A 23,625-nucleotide genomic window follows, 5' to 3' on the forward strand; every position below is an offset into this window, starting at 1 on the left:
ACGTCCAAAGAGACGCCAAGGCGCCATTTGACGGAGACTTCGTCATCGCTGCGATGTCCGGACGTCGGACCCAGTGAACAGCTGGCGCGGCTGCGAAACGGCCGCGAAAAGTCTGCGCACCAACGGTGACGACGAGACCTCGACGGGAGTGGCTTCGCCGGACGGAAGACCGGAAGCGGCCATGGACGCGAACGGCACTATGAACAGCGGCGCGACCTTCCAGCTGACGGCCTTGGCATGACCGGCGGTGAGCGCGCCGGGTGCATCACCGCCGCCCCAGAAAGGGCGGAGCATCGCAACATAGGCCCGGGTCTCAGCCGGCAGCGGACGGCCTTTCAAGGAGGCTTCGTAACGCCCTGGCCCTGCATTGTAGGCGGCGAGAAAGCCCGGTGAACCGTATCGATCATACAGCTCGCGAAGATAGGCGGTGCCGGCAAGGATGTTGTCGTGTGGATCATAGGGATCGCGGCCGAGTTGGTGGCGAAGGCGGAGCTCAGCCCAGGTTCCGGGCATGATCTGCATCAAGCCCAGGGCCCCCTTTCGCGACACGGCGCGTGGGTCGCCGGCGCTTTCGAGGTGCATGACTGACCGTATCCAGCGTTCGGGAACATGGAAGCGATGCGACGCCTCGGCGATAGGCGCGGCATAAGGATCGTCGGCGGATTTGCGCGGGGCCGGCGCGGATTGCGCGACGGCCCCCGTCATTGCGTGACAGACGATCAGCATGCCACCGATAAGGAGAAGTGCTTCACGCCGACCACGCAACCAACCGACGGGGCGGCGTTCGTGCGCACAGTTCGGCGCCGATGGCCCACTCATCGCGCACGATCCGGCCGCGGCTTCGGCCGTATCCAGCGCAGCGACCAGGAGCCGTCATCGGATTGCAACAGACCGGCGCGAAAGCGCCGGCCAAACAGTGGATCCTCCAATCGGCACGACAAATAGTCGCCAGCCGTCTGTCCGGTTTCCTTCCAGGCCGCGCCGACCTCGGGACCGCTGCCGTCGCCGATATGGATACGAAAATCAGGCGCTTTGCCGTCCGATATTTTGGTCGGCACGAGCACCAGCTCGGCATCCACGAGCAGCGTTCGAATGCGTCCGGAATAACCAGATTCAGTTTTGTTGAAGACGCCGATCTCGGCCATGGATTATCTCCTTCTCTTGTTGGCTGGACTGAATTTCAGTTCGCCGGAGCGAGCCAGGTGTGGTGGCCATCGCCCCTCTCGTCGGTCCAAAGCGGCAGCGCGGCTCCGACGATCGAGCTCGCCGGGAACGGGCCGAAATAGCGGCCGTCGAGACTGTCCCCGACCTTCCTGTTCATGACGAAGATTTCGGCTGCGGCGATGATGCGGCAGCCCTGCCAGTCAGGCAGCGCGCGTCCCTTGCGGTCGCGCTCCTGTGCAGCACCCACCGCAAGCCCGTTCACCGTGATGACGCGACCGAGGCGGCAGACTTGGCTCCCAGGAAGGCCCTCGATGTGTTTCAGCATCGGCACGCCGAGCGGAAGGTAGCCACGCCTGGCGGCGAACCGGGCGACTGTGTCTGGCGGTGCAATGACAGCGAGCGCGCCAGCCGTCGGGGCGGCCATTTTCCTGATCGCATAGAGCCCAAGCGGCGCGCTGGCCGATGCATTCCACAGCAGCAGCGGCGGCATCTCCACGACAGCCGGAGCGACCGTGGCGACGACGGCCGCAAGTGCTGCGGCCATGCATGCGGCGCGGCTCATGAGGTCACCCGCTTGCGCAGCAGAAAGGCGCGGTGCTGCTCGAGCGAATAGCCACGCGGCGTCGCGCCGGCAATCAGACGGTTGTGGGTCTGACGCCAATAGTCCGGTGCGGCCTCGGCCGGATCGAGACCGATCGCCTCGATCGCATCGATCCGTTGGAGAACCAGCTCAACCTTGTCCCAGCCTGCGATCTTGAGCAGGATCTCGCCGCCTGGCCGGATGTAAGGCAGCGTCTGATAAGGTTCAGCGGGCAAGACCGCGCGCACGATGTCGATGCGCGAAACGACCGTGCCAAAGTCATTCGCCGCCCAGCGCACGAACGCAAAGACACTGCCTGGCGCAAATGCGACGACGCGGCGCTGCTTGTCGATGATCGTCTCATGGGCAGCACGTCCGAAGCGGATGCGATGCTCAATCCGCTTCTCGATCCAGATCAGCTCGACCGTCGTGAGGTCGCCGCGCGGCGTCGATCGGGGACACGACGTCATGTGTCGTCTCCCTCGCGCCGGCCAACGCACCGCCGTTCCTGCTCCCCACCGCCAGACCGCTCGCGCGCAAGACTGTTAGATTGAGAGTTAGACTCTAAGTTAAGAGCGCGGTTTTCCGTGGCGGGCCCGTCCCTTAGGGCCGATCGCGGTTCCCGAAAGCACGAGGATGCGGTTCCCGATGGCACGATAGTTCGGGTTCCCGATGGCACGATCCTGTCAACCGGCGCGGGCGCTGGCTCGAAAGCCAGCAGCACACGGCCGCTGGCTTCGACCTCCGTGAAGAGCAGATATCCCGGCAAAGGTTGGCGGCGCACGATGTCACGCAGCTCGAAGGCGAAACGCTTGAGCGGCGAGAGGCTGCCGGACTTCTGATGCAGGTGCCGGATGTCGAAACGCCAGCCAGCGCGCTGGCGTCCGCCATGCTTGCGCACCAGCCGATAGAGCCAGCGATCCAGCCCGCCGGTCAGTCCAAAATAGGCCCGGTCTATTGTCAGGATCAGAGCGTCATCCATGACGGCGCGATAGAACCAATCGGGCAGGATCAATTCGACGCCGAGCGGGCGGCCGTTTCGATCGAAGCGCTCCTGCCATTCATTGATCCATGAGAAGCGATGGCGCCGGCCTTCGATGGGTTGGCGAATGGAGGTGACGATGCTTGTCGACTGCAGGCGGTCGAGCGCCGCCTTGAGGCGCAAATAGTCTCGCTTCGAGACACCGCGGCCGACGAAGGTAAGCATTTCGTATGGCGTCGCGGCCATCAGGCGCGACGTGCGCAATCCGGCATCCCGCGCGTTGACGATCTGGCTCGCGGCCCAGATCAGGATATCGGCATCCCAGATCGTCGCCATGCCGTGGTCGGGCATCGCTTCGACACGGATAGCCACATCGCCGGCGCGAAAGTCGATCGGCGTGATGCGCCTGGATTTGGCGAGGGAGAAGAAGGGATAGGCCATGAGGTCCTGCGCATCGCGTGGCGCGACGACACCGGGCAGCGCGTGGAACAGATCAAGCTGTCCGCGTTCCGACGGTTGGCGTGTGCGTCCAGACATAGGGGAGATCAGCCGGGTCAGCGCCTCTCGCGCCCGGCATAGGCGATCAGGCGGGCAGCTTGGGGCTTGGCGGGCAGCACCGAGCCATGCGGATCGGATGTCGACGTCATCGCGCCGCGCTGCACCCAGGCCTGGAGGTCGTCGACGGCGTAGACGACGCGGCCGCCGAGTTTTCGATAGGCAGGCCCGGTGCCGTAGGTGCGGTGTTTTTCCAGCGTACGCGCCGAAAGACTGAGGAAATGCGCTGCCTCCGAAGTGCGCAGGTAGCGCGGCGGCAATGGCGCGGCGTCGGCGTTCATGGGATGTCTCCTTGTGGCCGTCGCGATTGAACGGCGATCCATGGCCAGGATGGAGGAGCGTGGGGACGGTGATCAGGTGCGCAATTGCGGGGCGCTATTTCGCACCGCCAAGAGGCCTTCAGGCAGTGGCGCCGGCGCGCGCAGCAATTGTGATAGCCGCGCTCAACCATCTTCACGCCATCGCGCATCAAGCAACGCTTCTGACGACAGGAAGCCCGGTGATGGCAGCCCGCGGCGCGGAAAGCTTCCGCGATCACCCGCAGAAGACGCCTCGCCCGATACCGGGCGAGGCGTTGGCCAGTTCACTCGCCGTTGCGGCGGTTGGGGCGGGACCAGATGAGGCTGTAGCCCTCGCCTTCCTCGTCGGCGAAGAGGTTGGCGTAGATCGGAGCGGTGAAGCTCGGATCGTCGAGCTTCAGCCCGAGATAGTCGCGGCCCTCGTTGGAGCGCTTGGACCAGGCGGCGCCGATCTCGGCCTTGCCGACCACCACGCGGTGACTTGGAGCGTTCTCGCCGCTGGCCCGGTTGTCGGGGACGATGCGCACGCCTTTGGCCTGGACGCTGAGGGTGACGATCTCGCCGGTGAACTCGTTCGCATTGGTCTTCTTGAAAGTGCCGATGGTAGCCATTTTCAGTCTCCGTTTCTTCGTTTCCGAGCCCGCACCATGCGGCCTCGATGGCGATCGCGGGGCCGAAGGCGACCGCCGCCGCATCGCTTGCGAACGCAGCAAAGCGGAGGATGGCGCAGGCGCGCGTTTCTTGGTTCCGCGAGGAATGGGCTTTGCCCAGGGGAAGAAACGCGCGACGCGCCATTGCGGCAGAGGCGGTCGAGGCTTCAGCCGTCCTTCGGCCAGATCAGCCCGTTCGAGAGGTCGTTGGTGGGCTACCTGAACAGAGACACGGGGGGCAATGGCGGCATGCGGGTCGAGAAAGATTAAGCAGACCGTTACATCGGCGGATCTCCTAATGCAGGCCGGGATGTACCGCATGGAAGGATCCTTCCGACCAGTGCCGAGCGCACTTACTTGGAGCGGCTTGCTTGGATCGACAGATCTTCGCCCACGCGGCAGCGTCGACCTGTCGTGATATAAGCCAATTGGGTCGGCCTTCTCGCAGATCTAAATGGACGTTGTCGGGCTTCTGGGAGTCGGCTGCAAAAGTAGCTTTTAGGATGCTGCCTTTTCATCCTGCGGCGCCGCTATCGCTGTGATCGTCAAGCGTGTCCGAAATTGGCGAACGTCGCGATCACAATAACGCTGAGCGCCAATTCATACCTGCGTTCGTAAATCCTCTCACAGATTTCGCCAATCGATCGACGGCCGTCCCGTAGGTCGTTGGTACAACCAGCGAAAGTGCAGACAACGACTATGCATGCGACAATCAGGTGAGCTGTGTTCAGATCCATGTTACATATCCTTTGGAGATGCATGATGCTCATTGATTAATAGCCAGACGGCAGCGCCCTCCACCAAGGTGCAGTGGCCGAAATTTGAGGGGGGTGCCGTCGCCGACGGGAGTAAACTCTCGGCGATCTTGTCCCAAGGATTCACATCATGGACCTAAGCCCAATCACCGACTATCTCAGTAGAACGCTTCAACTTGCGACTGATATCGCACAGAAATTCTACGGAAGCAGTGATTGGCGCAGATCGCTCTATGGTGTTCATCGAAATGGAGGGTCGTGGGCGCCTTACTTTTGTGATGACTCGGACGATCTTCCCAAACGACCAATCGACCGTGGCCTTCACGAGCGAATGAAAGATCGCCTTGAGCGGGGACACGGTGACTCACGCGCTCAAAGCCGATCCTTTCGCAAACAAATTGATGAATGGGACGCCGCCTTTTGGCCGTATTGGAAAGCCCTCTCACCAGCTAGAGTGGGTGCAAAGAGAAATGGCCTCGCACCGGTTCACAGTCGCAGCGATGTACTTGATCATCTCGACAATGGGCTGAAAACTTTAGGCTTTAGCCGAGAACAAGCGCGAACGGATCCAGGGATTTGGCTTAAACTCATCGACAAAAGCATCGATGAGACTGGGCAGAAGGGTCAGAAAAGGAAATTTTTGAGGTTTGGCAAGGTCCTTATCCATGCGTTCGAAAAGTATACTGACGAGGTCACGGAAAAAGCCTCTCAGCGGTTTCCAGTATTGACTAAGGCAGCGTCCATATTAATGAGCCGCGCGGAGCATTTCGAGGTTCCAAGTGCCGTGAACACCTGTAGGGAGCTACTGATACGCATCCAGCGCGACTACGACGACATCGCGGTCCCAATACGCCTACTCACTCAACAAGGAAACCGGGGTCCATCCCTCGCCTCTTTGCAAGTTCTGGCAACTGAAAGGCGAGGGATCAAGTCATCCATTCCGGGAATGAATCCTCTCTGTGGCGGTGCACAATTGAACGCCGCTCACGCGCTGCTCAGAAATGGGTGCGAGTGGGGAACCAGGGTGGGGATATCTGAGACGGAAAGTGCGTGTGTTAAAGACCTTCTACAGGAAGCCACGGATGTTGCGGAGCAAAGCGGTGACTTTGAATCGGCGGCGCTCAATGCCCGAAGCCTCGCGCTTGGGATAGCGCGTAATGGGGGTGACACAACCTCAGCCTTTCGAGTGCTAGACGATGCTAGGCGGAATTTGGTTCTCGAAGGAGTCGACGCACCTTTGATGACAGTGAAACTATTGGAAGCAGAAGCGGGCGTGTTCCTGAGCGGGCCTAACCATAGTGACAAGAATGTGGAAGCGGCCGCGGATTGCCTCAGACGTGCAGCGAAGATTGCTCGTTCGAAACCACTTTTCATGGATAATCTCGCCGATTGTTACGAGAGCGAAATTGGACTGCTGAATGAACGCCGTACGGCGGCGGCCCTTCTCGCTCAGCATTAAACCTAACTCAACCTCGGGGCAGAGGTGGCGACCGGTTGGCGCCGCGGGCAGCCGACACTGCGCTAATGCGGCCTAGGCAGGCCGCTCCAGCCCGCCGCTCGCCCCAATATTTTCTCGTTAAGTGACGAGCGCAAACGCAAGCCAAATGCAACGGAGTCCTCCATTTAGACGAAACGCCACATCCGCGTTTGTGCAAAGGCTATCAAAATGAGCGATGAGATCGTCGGACTCATAGGCATATTCGCCTGGCACCATAATAAGGCAGCCTACCCGTCTATCAGCTTCCTCGTGATCGACCTGACTTGCGTCTCTACGTGCCCGTTCTAATTTTGCATCAAACGTCGCCTGCCGGATCTTGGGTGCCGCGAAATGCTGCTTGACCTCAAATGCCCACGAAATCTCATCTTGGACGTGCGCGACCCACAGGTCGCACCGCCCCTGCCGAAATGGCCTGCCGCGCGTTGCGTCCCGCTTCAGTGCGACATACTCGGTATGTGCCAAATATCCAGCCTTCGCCGCAGCGTTTGCTAGAACGGCAACGCTGGCCGCCTCGTTCCAGTAGAAAGGATCGAAATCACTCGCCCAACGGGAAAACTTTCCCCTAATCGAGGGCACACGTTTCAGCCACTCGGTCCAGTGTTTCACCTCACGAGTCCTACCGTCCCCGGTAATTGTTTTGATGACGCGGTGGTCGGTCACGCCTCCTCCGAAAAAATCGACTCATCACTACTTCATAATTATTAGGAAGGGGCCTGCGTCAATGGCCGCTTTCGTTTGGCGATTAGCAACGCCATTCCACAGTATAAAGGGCAAAGCCCCGTTCACTGTCGAATGGAAAATACGCTTGGACTTGCAGACTGCTCAGAAGATGGTGCTAGCTGGTCAACACCTTAAGAGTGGCGCCGCCGCGCGCGCAGCAATTGGCGGTAGCCGCGCTCGACCATCTTCAAGCCGTCGCGCAGGAGGCGTTGCGTCTGATAGCGAAAGGCAGAGTCGTGCCAGTCTGCGGCGCTGACCAGCCGACGGCCGAACAAGGCGGTCGCGACTTCAAAATGGGATGCCTGCTCCTCCCGGCCATCGAGGCATCGCAGCATATGACCAAGGCGCCGGCGCTGGGCTGCGGTCAATCGCGGGTCGGGAAGGTGTTGCCTGTGGATCGAGCGGATGAACCGCTCGATCGCTTGGAGCCGGTCGTGCGCCATGTCGTCGAGCGGGATGATGGCGGCAAGGGGTTCGCCTGGCTTCGCGTAGCCGAGAAGTGCCAGTTGCGTAGCTCTCGGCGAAGAGCGCATGTGAAGGCCCACCTCGTCATGGCGGCCCGCGGCCAGCGAGACGTCTGAGGCGATGCCCTCTCGCGCTCGCAGATCCGTCGGAACCTCGACTAGGGTCACGACCCCAGGATCGATCTGAGGCGCCCAATAGACGGGCTGCTGGACTGCGGACTGATCAGGCCGGGCGGCGAAACTGTAAACCCCAGCGCTTGCGCAACTCGTGCATCGGCTTGGCTGAACGGGAGGCCGCGAAGTCCCGCTGATACTGGGGATTGCGTCTCAGGAACTCCCAGGCGATCACATCGGCGGCGGCGCCTTTGACGAAAGCATATGCCTGTGGGTCACGCCACTGCGAGGTATCCGGCTTCATCGCTTCCTTCCCTTCTCAAGGATTTAATAGGGGGAGGCGGCGTTGAGCGAAATCCTTGGATTCCGTCATTGACTAATGGCCGAGGAGAGATCCCGGCGCCGAGCGATATGACAGGGATGCCTACTGGTTTGAGCCTTGCAATATCTTGAATGTGTTCGTCCAGGCGCGATAGGCCTCATCATTGCCCTGGCTCCATGCGCTGAAGGCGCGCCAGGCGGCGAACGATGATGCGGAGTGCTCGAACAGCGCGCCGATCGACTGATCGCCGGCGGGCCAGCCGGAGCGCTGGTCGCTTATCCCTTCATGCGTGAGACGCCGCAGATCGGCCAAGGCCGAGCGGATGTGCGGCAGCGGAAATTCGCAAAGGTCGGTGTTGTCAGTCGCCTCCCGAAGGATGACCGCGAGCTTGGCGACCACGCCCGCCAAGGATTGCGCTGGCGTCGCCACAATCTCAGCCAGCAAGGCGTCGGCCTTTTCAGCGCCATCCTGCTCTTCCTTCAGGAAATCAGGACAGTCGCGGTCGGCGCCAGCCCCCTCCCCGCGCTCAATCACTTCGCCGACAGGCATGAGCGCGCCGCACTCCAGGACCCCCTCCTCAGCTTGCTGCTGCCGGACGCACGAGGCCAGCATCGCAACGTGAGCTTCAATCCAGGCAAGGGACAGGAGAAGTGCTGGATCGGCCGACGGCTGGTTGTCGCCAATTGATGGGGATTGTGAAGCTGCTTTATCTCCACTCACCGACGCCTCCCGTTCTCACCCGTGACGAAAGGACAATTGGTGGCTATCGTCAGAATCAATGAAGATTCTGAGCTATCAACGTCGTCGCGTAGTGGGGCCGAGCGAGGCTATTTCGCCAGACCTCATCAATGACTTCCGTAGGGTGGCATACTAAAAGCGGCTTTTTTGACCTATGTCAACCAAAAAGAACGATATTGAGAGTGATGCGATCTCTGTTCAGCAGTGTCGTGCTGCACGAGCCATGCTCGGATGGAGTCAGGGCGACCTAGCCGAGGCAGCCGCTGTTTCCAGAACTACGATAGTAGACTTCGAGAGGAGTATTCGTATTCCGCACCGAAACAATCTTGCTGCGATCCGCCGTGCGTTTGAGACAGCGGGAATCGAATTCCTTGCGGAAAATGGCGGCGGCGCGGGCTTACGATTTGCGCGACGGTCTGATCAGACCTAGAGAACTCTCGCCCGGCACGATTGCCAGGCGAGAGGATCTTCATTCACTCGCCGTTGCGGCGGTTGGGCCGAGACCAGATGAGGCTGTGGCCCTCGCCTTCCTCGTCGGCAAAGAGGTTGGCGTAGATCGGAGCGGTGAAGCTCGGATCGTCGAGCTTGAGCCCGAGATAGTCGCGGCCCTCGTTGGAGCGCTTGGACCAGGCGGCGCCGATCTCGGCCTTGCCGACCACCACGCGGTGGCTTGGAGCGTTCTCGCCGCTGGCCCGGGTGTCGGGGACGATGCGCACGCCCTTGGCATGGACGCTCAGGGTGACGATCTCGCCGGTGAACTCGTTCGCATTGGTCTTCTTGAAAGTGCCGATGGTAGCCATTTTCAGTCTCCGTTCTTCGTTTCCGAGCCCGCACCATGCGATCTCGATGGCGATCGAGGGGCCGAAAGCGACCGCCGCCGCATCGCTTGCGACCGCAGCAAAGCGGAGGATGGCGCAGGCGCGCGTTTCTTGGTTCCGCGAGGAATGGGCTTTGCCCAGGGGAAGAAACGCGCGACGCGCCATTGCGGCATAGGCGGTCGAGGCTTCAGCCGTCCTTAGGCCAGATCAGCCCGTTCGAGAGGTCGTTGGTGCGCTCTGTGAAATGGAGGAGGGAGGCGAGGCAGCATCTGCGACTAGAAGACCAAGTGGCCGCTTCTGCCGAGATGTCTTTCGATATGGCTTGGCAGCTGAATCAAGCCCTCACATCTTCGGCATTGGGCGATCCACAGCTTGATGAGGCTTCATGTCGATCCGCCCCTCTGAGACGGCTAGCAAGGGTTAGCCTGACATCTGTGAACCGCGTATGGAGTTTGGCGTTCTTCTAATGCCCGCCGTAGATTAGGCGTTTTTGGCAAGCGTCGACCCCCGATTCTATCCCAAAGCTTCGACTAGATCGTTGGTCTCGAAATTGAGCAGAAACTGGGCGTAGGATGCGCTGAACAGGTCCGAGAGATAGTCCGCGATGTCAACCGGATTTGCCTTGTCGTCTCCGTGGGATATTTCGTATCCGCGCGACTTAGTCGTACTGAATAGAAACAGGGTATGGAAATAGATAGCGCCGATATATCGGTTCCTGGCGAATTCGATCGCCTCCTCAGACTTGGCCTTCGCGTTGAAATCGCGAAGGACGGCACTGTCTAGGTTGATGAAGATGTGGGACAGCTTATCGCCATCCACGGCTAACGGGATCACGACAGTGTCATTGCCCATGACCTGACCGCTCTCCGACATGGCCTCCCAGGAGGTTGTGCCGTCGCGACCGTCCCTGGTACAGATAACGGGTTCGGGCAGACCGGGTAAAGGGTCGGGTTCGGGCTCCTCCTTAACCGTCTTCCGCTCCGGATCGGCGATGCGAACCATCACGGTTTCGACGAGGTCGCCTTCGGGCGATGACAGGCTCGCCGTCATCCGGATGGCCTCGCCTACCCTCATCGTCCCACTTGCCTTGACCCCCACCCTGATGGTTCCGTCTGCGGGACTGGCCCGGCTAACCTCCAGTCGATCTGCCTCACCTACGAGTTCAGTCGTTCGTCCCTCCCCGCTGGCCGTCCGGGTATCAGGCCCCAGCACGATCATGGTCATGCGACCCGGGTCGTCGCTTCGATCGAAATACTCGTTCTCCACATCAGTAGCGAAGGAGATGGTACGGCTGCCGCCCAAAGGCAGCTTGAAAAGCTTGAGACCGTCCTCCATCCCGTCCCCTCCCTTGACCTGGAAGGCGGAAGGGTAGCGTTTAGGATGGAAGGGAAGAGCCTCACGTTTCTCCCGCTTCGGCCGGTCTTTTTCGTCCCGCTTCGGCTTTTCTGAATCGCCCGGCCGATCGACGGGGATTGCAAAGCTTTGGCGCAGGATGCGCGTCAAGGCGTCGCTCATTGGCAGGCTGCGCGTCATCTGCTTCAGCATCTTGCCAGTATCGGCCTGATCGATGTTCAGGCTGGCGCGGCGCCTCTTGGCTATCTCCTTGAGTTCGCCATTGGCCAGGACGTCACGCAGCTTTCTGCGCAGCGCTTCGGCCGTGTCGCCGTCCTTAAGGCGATCGCGCGATGCCATAAAAAGCTCGTTGCGGACGCCGAGATACAGTTTCGTGCAGTCAACTTGGATAAGCACGTAATCTTTCATCAAAGGCATCTTGAGCGCCCGCGTGATGAACTCGGACGTATAAGAACCGTGCACCTGGCCGTTGAGCGAGAACACAACAGACATATTGTTCTTGAAAAACTCGCGCTGAATGTAGAGCTTGGTGTCCTTGACGTCGTCTTGGCGCGATCTGGCCTTGAACACGAAAACCGTCAACTTCAGCTCGCCGAATTCCGGCGACTGAACGACCTCGGAAAACTTGGCCTCAAGCAGTTCCGGGTTGTTCTCAAGGCGCTTTTTCTGCCCAACGACGACGGTTTGGAGAGCGCGATTGTCTGGATAACGCTTCGCGTTATCCACGGTGAAAAACGGAAGCGCCGGCTCGAAGAGGTATTCGTGTAGGCTCTGGTTGAGATCGCGCGAGATGACCGTGCGCGACCCCGCCGGCAGCCGATAGGAATAAAGCTTAAGCAGAGATCCGGTGCGGAACTTCCTACCCTGCAGTCCGACGTCCAGTTCGTCGACGTCGACCGAAGGAACCTCGCCGTCGAATGCGAGATATTCGTACCAAGTGTTCTTGCGGCCAGCGCGCTCGGCTAGCGCCGGAGGATGGCGCCGCAACAGGGTGAAGCCAAGCGGATGACTAGCGTCATAGCGCTTGCTGGCGATGAGCTGGAAACGCAGGTCGCCGCAGAACGCCAGCGCGCCTGCTCCGCCCATATTGTACTTCCCCTGCACGAAGTGCACATCGTTCTTGTTCCCTCGCAATAGCGATAGGAAGGTTTTCGGAAAGTCCTTGGGCGTCTGTCCGACTCCGTCGTCATAGACCAGAAGCGAGGTATCGTTCTTCGGTCCGCTTGCCACGATCTGCAGATGCTGTGCCTGTCGTCGCCGGGCGTCTCCCAGATCCCAGTTGTGGTGTTCCGGGAAATACCTGTCGAGAGCTGCTTCGATGCTGCGGGGCGCGTTGCCCGACCGTATGTCGAAGCCCTCTTCGAGGACTTTTTTCTCAAGAATTGCGTCGATGCCATTCGTGATCTTTTCCACCAAGGCTGGCACCGGGTGGGCCTGCTGGTTCTCGACGACACCGTAGAAAGCTTCGTTTTCACCGTAAGGACGCCATTTCGTTTCATCGGATGCCAAGCCCTCAGAATCTAGAATCCTCTGAACCTCGTCCTCTGTGCCTGCGGCAAGCAGCTTCTCAAACAGTCGTCGCATAAATCTCCCCCCAGATTATGGACTATTATTGTGAAATCACCGCTCGTCAAACAACTCTGCGCGCCACAGCTCATAATCTCGGGGATGCTTATCGCAAGATCAATTCTCAGCACCCATCTCGATCTGTAGTCCACACCAGTTCTTGACGTCCGACAGTTTGTCAGAGACCACGAACTTCGCTCCGAGATCCATCTCGAACTCGGCACCTCGACAGAGTACCGTTCTTACCGCCTCCTGGGCCCCTCTCTTGAGCAGTACTTTGAGCAGCTTGTTATCTTCGGGCGAAAGCTCATTCAGGTCGACCGCTGCAAGTTTGGAGAGCAGGTTCTCAGCAACGGAACGATGCAGGGAGATTCGACTCGCGTCGGAGCCTCCCCTGCTGGGATACACCTCACACGCTCGCATCTCGGCACCGCCTAATTCAATCGTATGAAGCTTGCCGTCGTTCTTGCGGACGAGAAGCCGAAAGTGGCCATTCATCCTGATCACCGGCGCCACAGCGAGGCCAACACGTCCCAAGCTTTCGAGCACCTGATTCTGAAGGTCCTGCGCGTAGAGGGGGCGCAACGTTCCACAGTAGCGCAGATCATCGAAGTTCTCTCGGGTCGCTAGGTTCTTGAGCTTCCACTCGATGCTGTAGTTGGATTTGCCGACAATAATGAAATCGGCCAGCGAAGATTTCGGCGCGTCGTAGGGCCTCAGCAGGCCTTCGATGAGGAGAAACCGATCCACTGCCCGCTTGCCATCGCGCACAATGAGGTCACAGTCGGGGGTCAGAACTGCCCATATCCGCGTCGGAGTTCCATCCGCCGTTGGTAGATAGAGGTCCCCCATGCGCATGTGAGCCGGGTTAAGATTCGTGTCGATCCTCGCCCTATGATATAGCTCGGCGATCTTCTCGGTCCGGCCTTCATATGCCCCTTCAATCAAGTCAGCATGCTTATCCAGTTTCTCTCGCGTTGGCCGCCTAGTCTTATCGGCCGTCAGCACACCGATCGCCCCGAGTAGGCACTCTCCAAAAAACCATTCGAGGTAATCAAATAGGCTCAATCCTTCTTGGGCGAGGCGATAGTTCACCAAGTAAGCGAAGTCCTTTAGCTCAAGCTCTTCGATCTCCTTGCGCATCTTGCCGACCGCCTCGGTCGAGCTGGTCAGCCACATGAGCAAGGCACTATGGAGCTGCAAGCCAAACGGATGCGATTGGACGATGTCCAGTAGGACATCCGCCCCCGGTCTTACTACAGCAATAGGCTCGGGTTTCCCCTTGGGGGCATCTGCCGGTAAAGGCTCCACATGTACATCGGATTTGCGCATAAATCCGAAGCGGCTTGCGAACACTTGACCCTTATCGCCGGACGCCCTTCTCCGATAGGCAGCGGCTTGCGCCTCGACATCCTTAGAGGACATCAGGATGATCGAAGGATGTTTCTCCTTGACCAAGGCAGGCTTGATGATCTCATCCAGCCGGGCGAGCGAGGCGCCGGTTGCCTCTTCAGACTCCTCCGCCGTCGGCGCCATGTCGGCGGCAATGTTCTCAGCTAGGTAATAGTCCGCAAATACTAAATCTGGGATTGGATCGTTAGCCTCGACAGCGCCGGAAGCCCGCCCGTACAGCGTCACATCGACCTTGCAGCGGCCCAGCAACTTAAGAAGGGGATCGACGTCGGCGAGATTGTTACTCTGCTTAGAGTGAAATATTGTCGTCGGGTCGAACCGTGCATCGCGCGTGAGCAGATACTTGCGATGAAGCTTTTGTAGCAAAAGCAACAGCTCATCTCCAGTCCACGTCTGCGACTGGATATGCTCTTTTGCAACGGTAATCGTCTCCGCCGCGATACCAACCTCGATCAGGATTGCAGCAGCGCCATCGGTCTCGAGGAAATCGTATAGCACCGAATAGTCGTGCTCGTTAAACCTTGGCACGTCGAATGCATCATCGAGAAGCGCGATATTCTTTATGCCGCTCGCTTTGATCGCCTCCCGGAAACGCCCATCAGTGATCATCATTTCTTCCCCATATCGACCACAAACATGCTCAATCTATCTTCGCGAGACCGCCCCGGTGTGCTGTCCATGTAGAGTTGCCAGTCGTTGTACTCGGCCAGCTCTCTGGAGATGTACAATCCCAGGCCGCGGCCCTGCCCCGCCGGCTTGGAAGTGATGAATGGCTGGAATATCGTTTCGCTTCTTGCCGGATCCACACCTGGCCCATTGTCTTCGACGGTGACGGCGCTGGTTTCTGTGTCGATGGCGACTTCAATGCGCGGCTTGAATCCGTTCTCGTATCGGGACTGCAACTTGAGCCAGTAAGTCGAGTTGGCAATCAGGTTCTCAAGAATCTGAATGAACATCCCTCTGACCGCCTTGACCGTTAGGTGCACGCCCTCTGGTTTGATCACTTCGATGTTGTGTCGGCGAAACTCATTCTCATGTTGCTCCAGAACATAGTCGATTACTTCGGCGACATCGAAGTTGGTTTTTGTCTGCCGGCGTTCGCCTGTCAGCTCGTCAAAAGCCGCAACGCGCTTTTGTAATGTGATGAGCTGTTCTTCGAGCGCCCGCAGAGCCGATTGCTGCTGGCTTGCGCGCGCGTTCACCAACGCTGTCATTGTATGGCGAACAGCACGATCAAGCTCGTGGAAGATAAATTCGGTGATCAGCCCGATACCGGCAAGATGAAGCAATTTTTCCCGCTCATCGACCGACTGCGCCACCGATTTATCAAGCTTGCGTACGGCTGCCGCGCATTGCGTCACCAGCGTGTCGACGGCTTCTCCCAGACGATTGCCCAGCGGAATCTGATCTGGACTCAAATGCAACCGCAGCTCATCGAGTGCGGTTTCCACATCCTCCTGCGACTGACGAAAATCCATCGCGGCTTCTTCGGCTTCGCGTTTTTTAATGGTTTCGAGCTGATCTGCCTCGTTTATCAGTCCGCGCAATTCCACATGCAGGATGACCATCAGCATCTTCCGGAGAGCGCTTTCGGCGTCTGACTCGATGAGCCCCTGACGATTGGTCTGTTCACTCAAGGCCAGATGGGAAGAGTGAATCAGCACTCTTCCTAGAACCTGTTGTCGATTGAGCTTGAATCCTGATTCTCCGAATGCGTTGCGATCAAGCGCCAACCAATCGTCGCCCGGGTCCCCGTAAGGGAGAATTCGAAAGCCGTGCCGGTAAAGCATAGGACCACCAGACCACTGCGCAATCTGATCCCGGGTCTCCTGCTGCTTGTCCGTCAGCCCTTCAATGGCCTTCACAACGGCGCGATTGAACCAATAAACCTCAGCTTCGTAAGGTCCGAGATCCTCAAGCGCCTTGGGCCTGATTAGGATGTTCTCAAAGGCGGCATGCCCACGCTTCCCACGGCGTTTTGAGTCGCGCTGCGCCATGGAATAGATTTCGACGCCGCGGAAGCGAACTGAGCGAGCTTTGCTGCGGAGCTGATAGTTGAGGTCCGCTTCTAGCACCGGCTCCATCGTCTTAGGGTCAAAATAGAAGCGGATCTTGCAAGTGGCGTGCGCTGCGTCCAAAAGCTTCTTTGGGACACGAGGGATGACCACGCGCGCACTATTGTGACGCACAATCAACAACTCATTCGCTTTCGATGTGAAGGGATCTATCGTTCTCGCAATCTTTCCGCGAATAACGTCGTCAAACCGACCTGGCGTCCAGTCAGCATTCAAAGCTGATACCCGTACGATCGTGCCAGTTTCGCCAGGATCGGCCTTGGTGCGGCCGCGGACCGGTTTGATCTTAATGTCCTCAAGCCTCGTCTCGCTGTCGTGCGAAAACAAATTCCAGTTGATGCGAAGGCGCCCCCAGAATGCCTGATCAGCTGTGGTGGAAAACACCAGCAACCTATCCCCCAAGCGCATGGTCGACAGACGACCTACCCCCTTGTCCCCGAGAAATTGGGCCCCACTGATGTTCTCGCTTCTTCTCGACCGGGTGCCAATTGTCAGAAAGACGTCGTCGAGATCGGCCAATGACATTCCCTGCCCACGATCGCGAACCTCGATCCAGTTGTAGGTCGAATACAATGTAACCAAGGCAGTCTTGAAGCGCGTCCTCACCGACGAATAGCGCTCGAGGCTTGTCAGAAATCGCTCACTAAGTCCCCTCTGCGCAGTAGATATGATACCAGCCCGGATATCTCTTAGGACGCCGCCGAGATCGGCTCCGCCGTCCAAATTTTCCAAGGCGCGCGAATAGACGCTGTGCGGCAGGATTACCTGCGCCTCTATTTCGATCTTGGGGGATTGGGCGTCGACTGAGTTCTTGATGAGCTCATAGAGGGCTACCTCGTCAGAACTAATCAGTTCCTTTCCAAGCTCCAACAACGTGCGCGCTGCAAATCTAAAGGCCATTTCAAACGAACCCCGCCCTTGCCGAACCAGAGCCAAAGGCTGGAGTAACGACTATCTCAAGTCACACCCCAGCAGCTCCCACCGGCGCTATATAATAACAATGCCGTAAGTATTTCATCTAAGCTGTTGATGTAAGACCACGGCCGGTTCGCTGAGGAAACTTGCCATATGCCCGCAGCTCTAGATCGAACAGACGAGGCATCCATCCCGCAGGTGCCCTTCGTCCTCGGGTTCCAAACCTCCCAGCGTTTCGACGAGTGAACGGTTTCTGCGACTGGCCTTTTTACGCTCTTGCGCCTTCTCCCAGTCCGCCTTGATTCTCGCCACGCGCTCCGGCTCTTTCAACGTCCTGAGTGGCTCATTCCGGCACCAGTAGAACTGGGCCCCAAATTGAACGGACCGCTCTTCGTACTCCATGGCGAGGCCAAACAGCTTTGGATGCGTTTCCAATAGGCGTACCCACTCGATCTTCTGCTGGTAGAAACAGAAATAGCAACCAGACCTGGAGCGACCCCACTCCATATAGGGTGGTAGCCCCAACCCCGAGTCTTCCAGGATCCGGATGATGTCGGCCCGTACCAAGCCGTCGTCCTGGAACGGATACACCGCCAGAATGTTCGGCTTAGTGCTAATATAGCCGGTGCGATTTTCGTCGGCGCGAAGGCCCACGTAATTCACAACCGGCCCATCTCCGACATAGTCTTCGAAAGGCTTGAGCTTGAGCATCTTGGTGCACCAGCGTCGGTGGTTCGACGGGAGCATTCCGCGATAAACCGTCAGCCAATGGTCGAAGCTATCGGTCGGAGTGGTCCGGACGATCGGTTTGCCCAAAATTGCTTCCAGCCTAGCGATATAGTCGTAGGTTTCGGGAAGTTCCTTGTCAGTGTCATGAAAAATGTACTCGAGGTCAGGTGTCCGGTCGCGAAGATAGATCGCGAGCGCGGCGCTGTCTTTGCCGCCGCTTAGGCTGAGGATGTGTCTAGGCGTTTCGCCACCAAACAGCTTTTCCAAATCAGCATCGTATTGGTTCATCGTGCAACTCCGAGCGGCTTGGTCGCCTCTTCCTCTGTATCGGCACGTTTCGCTAGTTCCCGGAACAGAAGGTTCGCCAGAAACTGGATTCGCTTTGCGTCACCGTGAGGAAGCATTTCCGCCATCAGGGCGAGTTGTGTCTCTTCACGCCCCGAAAGCCGAGCATCGTTCACGATATGGACATAATCCTGCCCGTCGGGAAGCGTCAGGTTGACGCGAACCGCATCCTTGGACACCGTCGAGGTGCCTGAGCCGAACGCAGTGGCTTCGACCTTGCCGAACAGTTCGGCCAGGGCTCCGACCTCCTCAATGAAGCGCGGCTCGTCACCCGGCGCCCACTTCGCAGGCGGCTTGGCCACGACCAGACTAGCGAGAGCCTCAGCCCAAGCGTCTTTCGAGAGACCTGCGTCGCGTAGTCGGAGAGCGAAGGCGCGCAGCCTGGGCTCGCGGGCAGCGACGGACACCCCTGCGGCTCGCCGGGCCAAGACATCCCGATCAAACTTGGACGTCTCGTCGCCGAGCGCGGTGGCGACGGCACCGACGATCCTCTCGAGCAAAGTGGTGTAGTCAGTCTGGAGCGTGGAGACAGCCTCGCTGAGTTGCTCCACAAACTGTTCCGCGCGCTCGGCCGATGCCGGCGTGGCCAGATCGAATTCGGGCAAACCGCAGGCCTTCGGGAGAGAGACGAACATCAGGGTCGCCGGTTCGGTCGCCGTCAAGAGTGCGTCTCGCACCGCGGCAGCCGTTGGCTCCAGTTTTCGCGATTTACGCGTGTACTCAGGTAATTTGGCAGCGAACTGGCTTAATTCGGTGACGATGTCGAGCAGCACTGGTCGCCGATCGGTGACATTGCGGACAAACGCGTCGGCCAAGCGGCTGAAAACCTCGGCTCGGACGCCTTCCACACTGCAGTACTGCACCTCGAACGTCGCCGGGGCCTTGATCAGTCGCATGAATTCCAGCGGCCCGAAGCTGGCGATGAACGTGCCGGATTCGTATGTTGCCAATTCGTGACCGTGGATCTTGAGCACGGTTGCTAGGAGGAGCGGCGAGAGACCATCTCGCACCCCGTAGGGTGGGAGACGCAAATCGTCTAGAATATCCTTGATTGACACCCGACCGCCGAGACCCTGACGAATCAGGAAGACGATCCGGTCGATAGCCGGACCTAATCGCAGCGTATCATCGTCGGGATGCTCGCGCAGTTCGAAGCCCGATCCCGTATCGACATGTATGCCACCTTTCCCAAAGATCGACAGATACATCGATTTCTCCGGCGGTGCCTTGGTCGGGTTGATGCCGAAGAGCGGCATGCGATCATGACGGAACATCCCTTCGATCAGGCGCATTCGCGCAGACGCAGCCGCGCTACTGATGGCGTTCTTGTTAATCAGTTCGTTGGTGACCAGAGGCGCCTTCGAGAAACGGTCGTCGCAAATTCGGGACAATTCGTTGATCAGCCCGGCATCAACATTGATTGGCACGCCCTTGCGGAACCAGTCGACATCCTTTGCCGTCGAGCCACGAAACGCTGAAATTGCTGCGAACTGTTGGGCAAGATTGCGCTTGGCTTCATGAAGTTGGCGCGAGACCTCCTCGACGGCAATCCCATCTTCCGCGAGTTCCGGCGTATTGTTCCGGACCCATTCCCAGCATCTGACCGCTGATACTTCGGGCGCTAGAAACGCAACCGGCCGTGTCACGCCGCAGACCAAACCGTCGTCCGACAGGGTCAATCGCTCGGCGGTGTCAAGCGCGACCTGTTGCTCTCGAGGGGTATTCGGCAAAAGCAGCAGAACGGTTCCGTCCGCGGTGCCAGCCTTTCCGGCTTCCGATAGATCACAGGCGCCGTAGCGCATATCAAAGTACCGCATCGTTCCGCGCTCCAGATAGTGGCGACGGGCCAGCAAGGTCTCGGTAGGCAGAAGCCTCGACAAATGGGCGGACACGTCCTCGATCGGACCGACCGAGCGCGTGGCGTTCTGATAGGCTGCCGCTAGATTGACGCTCGTGTTCGGCCAGAGCCTGAAGCCGGTGCGCGCGCCCCGATCGAATATTACACCGCCAGTAAGCAACGAGCCCAGCGCGCTTTCCACGGCTTTGCTGGGGAGCCAAGAAAAGCACGCGACGAGCGCTTTTGTGGTCGGCAGAAGATCGTCCGAATCCAGAAGATTGAGTAGGCCCACTGCCTTTAAAAGCCTGACTTGCAGTTCCGGCAGTTCCCTGTTTCCGTCTATGGTGTTGACGATCCGAAGCCACTGGTTCTGGTAGCTGTGGCCGGTCAATCGGTGGCCGAAATTTGCCCGCACATAGTCGTAGAAGTTCGATAGGGCATACCATGCGTCGCCGACGGGCGTGATATCACTGAAGTCTTGGAGGCCGTACGGTTCGTTTGAGAGAAGGAAGCCGAAGAGCGAGCGCTCGTTTTGACCGAAGCGGGCGAAGAACCGCACTAGAGGCGGGAGTAACGTAGGATGTAACGGATAAATGGTCGACGCATCCATGTTGGATGCACCAACGGTTTCACCCCCCAACCATCCCATGGCGCCGGTCGCCCGCGCGGCTTCCTTCGCCTGCTCCGCAACGCGAACCGGGATGGACCCGACACCTAAGGCACCCCCGATCAGAGCGGCAGTGTGCGCCAACGGCTGGTCAAAGACTATTTCCTCGAAGCGTCCGGCGACCTTGTCCCACTCGTGACGTACCGCGACCGGCAGACGTTCCGCGTAAGCGTGGAAACCTTGATGGAGCAGACCGACCACGAGGAATGGACGATCCCCACTTCTAGCTGCAGTTTCCGCCAACCGCTGCAGCAGAAAAATGTCCTCGGCGTCGGGATTCTGCGCCGCATGCTCGAGCAGCTTGCCCAGTTCGTCAATTATCAGAAGAACACCGGAGCCGATCGACGCCGCCGCACTGCGCACTGCGCCGAAAAGATCGTCCACGGCGAAAGCGGAACGATCGCTGTTATCCTTGTCCAATGCGGCGAGAACAGCGGCCAGCTGCTTCTTGGAAAGACTGCAGCTGTCGGTCGCCAAAGTAGTACGTACACCGCGTTCGATCGCGGATGCGAGCCCCTCCCGCACTCCAGTTAACAGGATCGGGAGCAAACGCTTTTCTGCCGCCTTACCGCCAAAGCCGACAGCCTGCGCTATCCTCTCCGCGTCGGGGCCGGTCTGCCCGCTGAGAATGTGCGCGATCATCAGGGCGAAGGAGGATTTGCCTACGCCATAGTCGCCTGTGATTCGCCAAGCCCGTTGCGCCGAATTATCCTTAAGGCCTTTCAGGATGCGTGCGGAGGCCAACGCCATTGCCGGCGTGATAACATAATGCTCCAACGCGTTCGGATCGTTGAAGTCGCGTTCGAGTTGCACAGAGCGGAAGAACCTGGAGGGAACGTTGTATAGCTCGGAGAGCTTTTCGCGGCCACGGTCGGCCATTGGCTCAATCTCCATAGACTTTAGCGAGCGAGAGCCTATCGCCCCCGCGGAAAACCATGCCCTGCACGGCGGACGGCTGATAGCGCAGCGTGGAGCCAGGACGTCGAGATATCGCTTCCAGACGCTGTCTGACGTCGTCCTCCGCGAGCTTGAATACCTGCCCCGGCGATCCGGCCGCCGTAGTCACGGCCCTCAAAGACAATGTGGCCTCTCCGGGCGCGGAGCTGTCCCAGAAGTCATTCACGCAAAACTCGAACACGGCGTCGGTGATGTCAGGCTTGGGCTCTCGGCGAAAGGCATAGACGGTTTCCCAACGACCAGAAGCATTGCGGCGCTCGCCTGCTGGCACGATGAGCTTCAGGCCGACCAGCGGGCCGTCAAGAGAGTCCTCGATGGCGACCTTGGCACTCTGCGTTCCGACATATGTGTGCAGGAAGACGTCGAGATGCTGGCCAAGGGTCACGTCCGAGTGACTGTTGCCAAGAGACACCGACCGCCGGCGAAACGAGTCCAGCGCCTCGGACCGAGTGAATTCGGGATAGGACCACTCGGAAAGCATGTGGGCCCAGGCGAACAGGGCTGGATTCGCCCGCGAGGAAACGTTCCAGTGAAGAAGCCACAAGGTGCGCTCGTCCTCCAAGTAGGGATCCAACCCATTTGGGGCGAAGACGGCATCACCAAACTCCGTGGGCCTGTGGCCTCGGTCGTCGGCGGGCGAGGCGACTCCCATGGCGTCAACCCAGAAGCGCAGGGAGCGGACCATGTTCTTGCCGATCCCTAACTCCACCATGCTTCGTTCGTCGTCGGAAAACATCGCCGGATCGTAGGTAATCGCGCGATAGGCCTTCGGGAGCCAAGCGTATCGGCAGGCAAAGGATTCATGTCCTGAGAAACGAAAAGGCCCCACACCATGGCGGGTGACTTCAAGCATGCTGCAGTCCCAAGGTCATTTTCACCGCCGTGATAGCCGAACCGATGTGTTGAGCCGCCTCTATCACATCCTCACGCGAGGTCGATCGCCCTAGACCTATGCGGAGTGCGCTTTCCTGAACATCTTGCGGCAGTTTCATGGCCTGGAGCACGTGCGAGGCGCCTTGCGCGCCAGACATGCAGGCCGCTCCGGTCGAGATGGCCACCTGCCCGCGCAATCTTGATACAACGAGGTCGTTAGGCGCGCCTGGAGCCGAGACGTGAAGATTGCCGGACAATCTGGTCGCACCGCCGTTCAACAACAGGTTGGGCACGATCGACCTCAACTCATCCAACATGAGATCCCTCAATTCCTTAATCCGCCGCTCATCCGCTCCACCTTGCTCGACCATGAGCCGGCAGGCGACCCCCAGGCCCACGATCGCGGGGACGTTGGGCGTGGGTGGGTGACTACCGGCGATCCCATGATTGTCGTCCGCCTTGTAGATCGGCGAAATAAGCGCGCCGACGCCTTTCGGCGCGTAAATCTTGTGACCGCTGAGGACCAGGTAGTCGAAGGGCGTTTCCGATAGATCGATTTCGATCCGCCCAGCAGCCTGAGTAGCGTCCACCAATATCGAGACTCCGGCGTCCGCAGCTATTTCGTAGGCATCGGCGATCGGGTAGACCGTCCCGACTTCGTTGTTGGCCGCCATAAGGCAAAGAAGGTCGATTTCCGATACCAACTGCTCAACTTGGCCCAGATCAATCGACGCGTCCGACGAAACGTCCAGCCATCGGAGACTTGCAAGGCCGCGATGTTCCGCGCGTTTCGCGATGTCGATAATCGCAGGGTGCTCTACGCGTGATAGAGCCAACCTTAGGGGAGAACCTCGGCGCGTTCCCAGTGCGTGGGCGAATGCAAGCTCCAAGGCTTGAGTAGAGCCAGAAGTGAAGAGAACGTTGTCGGCTTCGGCTGAGAACAGCTCTGCGACCGAATAGGTCGCCGATTCTATCGCTGCGGCCGCGCGCTCACCGTAGACGTGGTCGACGCTGTTCGCGTTCCCGAACTCTTCAACCATACAGCGCATGACAACATCTGCGACGCGCCGATCCACCGGCGTTGTCGCATGGTGATCCAGATAGATCCCACCAGGGAACGAGGTCATCCGCGCTTTATCGTGAGCATCCATGGTGTTTCGTTTTTAGCGATTTATTTCTCGGGTACTCTGGGCCTATTCGTCATGATGCACAATCACCGCGGCCAGATACCTTGCA

At 59.0% G+C, this 23,625-nt stretch carries 21 protein-coding genes; 2 read left to right on the forward strand and 19 right to left on the reverse strand.

From position 1 onward, the window contains the following. Nucleotides 1–42 precede the first annotated feature (42 nt). The 7 genes from AB6802_RS04830 to AB6802_RS04860 all read right to left on the reverse strand — a co-directional run bounded on the left by AB6802_RS04830 (nucleotide 43) and on the right by AB6802_RS04860 (nucleotide 4,191). Nucleotides 43–819 (reverse strand): lytic transglycosylase domain-containing protein, encoded by a 777-nt coding sequence (locus AB6802_RS04830; RefSeq protein ID WP_371008886.1) that lies wholly within the window; start codon nucleotides 817–819, stop codon nucleotides 43–45. Continuing rightward, a complete protein-coding gene (locus AB6802_RS04835; RefSeq protein ID WP_371008887.1) occupies nucleotides 816–1,145 on the reverse strand; it encodes a DUF736 domain-containing protein in 330 nt (109 codons plus the stop codon). The genes AB6802_RS04830 and AB6802_RS04835 overlap by 4 nt, the downstream gene beginning before the upstream one ends. Nucleotides 1,146–1,180: 35 nt before the next feature. Continuing rightward, nucleotides 1,181–1,726: a S26 family signal peptidase gene (locus AB6802_RS04840; RefSeq protein WP_371008888.1), complete on the reverse strand. Its 546-nt coding sequence runs from the start codon at nucleotides 1,724–1,726 to the stop codon at nucleotides 1,181–1,183. Continuing rightward, nucleotides 1,723–2,214 (reverse strand): DUF2840 domain-containing protein, encoded by a 492-nt coding sequence (locus tag AB6802_RS04845; RefSeq protein WP_371008889.1) that lies wholly within the window; start codon nucleotides 2,212–2,214, stop codon nucleotides 1,723–1,725. Before AB6802_RS04845 ends, AB6802_RS04840 begins: the two co-directional genes overlap by 4 nt. After that, on the reverse strand, nucleotides 2,211–3,263 hold the full coding sequence (locus AB6802_RS04850; RefSeq protein WP_371008890.1) for a replication initiator protein A: 1,053 nt from the start codon (nucleotides 3,261–3,263) through the stop codon (nucleotides 2,211–2,213). The genes AB6802_RS04845 and AB6802_RS04850 overlap by 4 nt, the downstream gene beginning before the upstream one ends. Nucleotides 3,264–3,280: 17 nt before the next feature. Then, complete coding sequence (locus AB6802_RS04855) at nucleotides 3,281–3,562, reverse strand: AlpA family transcriptional regulator (RefSeq protein WP_027042654.1); 282 nt, start codon at nucleotides 3,560–3,562, stop codon at nucleotides 3,281–3,283. Between the two features lie 302 nt (nucleotides 3,563–3,864). Further along, entirely contained in the window at nucleotides 3,865–4,191 is a 327-nt protein-coding gene (locus AB6802_RS04860) for a DUF736 domain-containing protein (RefSeq protein WP_371008891.1), read from the reverse strand. A 924-nt stretch (nucleotides 4,192–5,115) separates the two neighbouring features. Between AB6802_RS04860 and AB6802_RS04865 the strand changes: the two genes are divergently transcribed. Beyond that, nucleotides 5,116–6,444 carry a hypothetical protein gene (locus AB6802_RS04865; RefSeq protein WP_371008892.1) on the forward strand — a complete coding sequence of 443 codons (1,329 nt, stop codon included), beginning with the start codon at nucleotides 5,116–5,118 and terminating at the stop codon, nucleotides 6,442–6,444. A 117-nt stretch (nucleotides 6,445–6,561) separates the two neighbouring features. Here the strand turns inward: AB6802_RS04865 and AB6802_RS04870 are convergent, their stop codons facing one another. The 4 genes from AB6802_RS04870 to AB6802_RS04885 form a co-directional block, all read right to left on the reverse strand. Further along, nucleotides 6,562–7,143 carry a hypothetical protein gene (locus tag AB6802_RS04870; RefSeq protein ID WP_371008893.1) on the reverse strand — a complete coding sequence of 194 codons (582 nt, stop codon included), beginning with the start codon at nucleotides 7,141–7,143 and terminating at the stop codon, nucleotides 6,562–6,564. A gap of 191 nt (nucleotides 7,144–7,334) precedes the next feature. Continuing rightward, nucleotides 7,335–7,835 (reverse strand): DUF2285 domain-containing protein, encoded by a 501-nt coding sequence (locus AB6802_RS04875; RefSeq protein ID WP_371008894.1) that lies wholly within the window; start codon nucleotides 7,833–7,835, stop codon nucleotides 7,335–7,337. Nucleotides 7,836–7,890: 55 nt separating this feature from the next. Then, nucleotides 7,891–8,085, reverse strand: a complete 195-nt coding sequence (locus AB6802_RS04880) for a transcriptional regulator domain-containing protein (RefSeq protein ID WP_371008895.1) — start codon at nucleotides 8,083–8,085, stop codon at nucleotides 7,891–7,893. Between the two features lie 120 nt (nucleotides 8,086–8,205). After that, nucleotides 8,206–8,823: a hypothetical protein gene (locus tag AB6802_RS04885; RefSeq protein WP_371008896.1), complete on the reverse strand. Its 618-nt coding sequence runs from the start codon at nucleotides 8,821–8,823 to the stop codon at nucleotides 8,206–8,208. Between the two features lie 172 nt (nucleotides 8,824–8,995). Here AB6802_RS04885 and AB6802_RS04890 point away from each other — a divergent pair, with 172 nt between their 5' ends. After that, nucleotides 8,996–9,271, forward strand: coding sequence for a helix-turn-helix transcriptional regulator (locus tag AB6802_RS04890; RefSeq protein WP_280739588.1), 276 nt, complete (start codon nucleotides 8,996–8,998; stop codon nucleotides 9,269–9,271). A gap of 43 nt (nucleotides 9,272–9,314) precedes the next feature. On the opposite strand, the gene AB6802_RS04895 is transcribed toward AB6802_RS04890, so the two are convergent. The 8 genes from AB6802_RS04895 to AB6802_RS04930 form a co-directional block, all read right to left on the reverse strand. Then, on the reverse strand, nucleotides 9,315–9,641 hold the full coding sequence (locus AB6802_RS04895; protein WP_027042653.1) for a DUF736 domain-containing protein: 327 nt from the start codon (nucleotides 9,639–9,641) through the stop codon (nucleotides 9,315–9,317). A gap of 531 nt (nucleotides 9,642–10,172) precedes the next feature. Next, complete coding sequence (locus AB6802_RS04900) at nucleotides 10,173–12,596, reverse strand: hypothetical protein (RefSeq protein WP_371008897.1); 2,424 nt, start codon at nucleotides 12,594–12,596, stop codon at nucleotides 10,173–10,175. 99 nt (nucleotides 12,597–12,695) lie between these two features. After that, nucleotides 12,696–14,603 (reverse strand): hypothetical protein, encoded by a 1,908-nt coding sequence (locus AB6802_RS04905; protein WP_371008898.1) that lies wholly within the window; start codon nucleotides 14,601–14,603, stop codon nucleotides 12,696–12,698. Further along, nucleotides 14,600–16,966 (reverse strand): ATP-binding protein, encoded by a 2,367-nt coding sequence (locus AB6802_RS04910; RefSeq protein WP_371008899.1) that lies wholly within the window; start codon nucleotides 16,964–16,966, stop codon nucleotides 14,600–14,602. The genes AB6802_RS04905 and AB6802_RS04910 overlap by 4 nt, the downstream gene beginning before the upstream one ends. Nucleotides 16,967–17,146: 180 nt before the next feature. Continuing rightward, complete coding sequence (locus tag AB6802_RS04915; RefSeq protein WP_371008900.1) at nucleotides 17,147–17,998, reverse strand: phosphoadenosine phosphosulfate reductase family protein; 852 nt, start codon at nucleotides 17,996–17,998, stop codon at nucleotides 17,147–17,149. Further along, nucleotides 17,995–21,438 (reverse strand): hypothetical protein, encoded by a 3,444-nt coding sequence (locus tag AB6802_RS04920; protein WP_371008901.1) that lies wholly within the window; start codon nucleotides 21,436–21,438, stop codon nucleotides 17,995–17,997. Before AB6802_RS04920 ends, AB6802_RS04915 begins: the two co-directional genes overlap by 4 nt. A gap of 4 nt (nucleotides 21,439–21,442) precedes the next feature. Beyond that, nucleotides 21,443–22,369 (reverse strand): DUF4007 family protein, encoded by a 927-nt coding sequence (locus tag AB6802_RS04925; RefSeq protein WP_371008902.1) that lies wholly within the window; start codon nucleotides 22,367–22,369, stop codon nucleotides 21,443–21,445. Next, on the reverse strand, nucleotides 22,362–23,540 hold the full coding sequence (locus tag AB6802_RS04930; RefSeq protein WP_371008903.1) for a cysteine desulfurase family protein: 1,179 nt from the start codon (nucleotides 23,538–23,540) through the stop codon (nucleotides 22,362–22,364). The genes AB6802_RS04925 and AB6802_RS04930 overlap by 8 nt, the downstream gene beginning before the upstream one ends. Between the last annotated feature and the right edge of the window lie 85 nt (nucleotides 23,541–23,625).

The sequence above is a fragment of the Mesorhizobium sp. RCC_202 genome (assembly GCF_041355295.1).
GTDB lineage: Bacteria > Pseudomonadota > Alphaproteobacteria > Rhizobiales > Rhizobiaceae > Mesorhizobium.

Coding starts and splice junctions, on each gene's coding strand:
- AB6802_RS04865 (WP_371008892.1), top strand. CDS start 5,116: ATGGACCTAAGCCCAATCACCGACTATCTCAGTAGAACGCTTCAACTT.
- AB6802_RS04840 (WP_371008888.1), bottom strand. CDS start 1,726: ATGAGCCGCGCCGCATGCATGGCCGCAGCACTTGCGGCCGTCGTCGCC.
- AB6802_RS04915 (WP_371008900.1), bottom strand. CDS start 17,998: ATGAACCAATACGATGCTGATTTGGAAAAGCTGTTTGGTGGCGAAACG.
- AB6802_RS04850 (WP_371008890.1), bottom strand. CDS start 3,263: ATGTCTGGACGCACACGCCAACCGTCGGAACGCGGACAGCTTGATCTG.
- AB6802_RS04920 (WP_371008901.1), bottom strand. CDS start 21,438: ATGGCCGACCGTGGCCGCGAAAAGCTCTCCGAGCTATACAACGTTCCC.
- AB6802_RS04845 (WP_371008889.1), bottom strand. CDS start 2,214: ATGACGTCGTGTCCCCGATCGACGCCGCGCGGCGACCTCACGACGGTC.
- AB6802_RS04905 (WP_371008898.1), bottom strand. CDS start 14,603: ATGATGATCACTGATGGGCGTTTCCGGGAGGCGATCAAAGCGAGCGGC.
- AB6802_RS04910 (WP_371008899.1), bottom strand. CDS start 16,966: ATGGCCTTTAGATTTGCAGCGCGCACGTTGTTGGAGCTTGGAAAGGAA.
- AB6802_RS04900 (WP_371008897.1), bottom strand. CDS start 12,596: ATGCGACGACTGTTTGAGAAGCTGCTTGCCGCAGGCACAGAGGACGAG.
- AB6802_RS04925 (WP_371008902.1), bottom strand. CDS start 22,369: ATGCTTGAAGTCACCCGCCATGGTGTGGGGCCTTTTCGTTTCTCAGGA.
- AB6802_RS04860 (WP_371008891.1), bottom strand. CDS start 4,191: ATGGCTACCATCGGCACTTTCAAGAAGACCAATGCGAACGAGTTCACC.
- AB6802_RS04930 (WP_371008903.1), bottom strand. CDS start 23,540: ATGGATGCTCACGATAAAGCGCGGATGACCTCGTTCCCTGGTGGGATC.
- AB6802_RS04830 (WP_371008886.1), bottom strand. CDS start 819: ATGAGTGGGCCATCGGCGCCGAACTGTGCGCACGAACGCCGCCCCGTC.
- AB6802_RS04880 (WP_371008895.1), bottom strand. CDS start 8,085: ATGAAGCCGGATACCTCGCAGTGGCGTGACCCACAGGCATATGCTTTC.
- AB6802_RS04890 (WP_280739588.1), top strand. CDS start 8,996: ATGTCAACCAAAAAGAACGATATTGAGAGTGATGCGATCTCTGTTCAG.
- AB6802_RS04895 (WP_027042653.1), bottom strand. CDS start 9,641: ATGGCTACCATCGGCACTTTCAAGAAGACCAATGCGAACGAGTTCACC.
- AB6802_RS04855 (WP_027042654.1), bottom strand. CDS start 3,562: ATGAACGCCGACGCCGCGCCATTGCCGCCGCGCTACCTGCGCACTTCG.
- AB6802_RS04835 (WP_371008887.1), bottom strand. CDS start 1,145: ATGGCCGAGATCGGCGTCTTCAACAAAACTGAATCTGGTTATTCCGGA.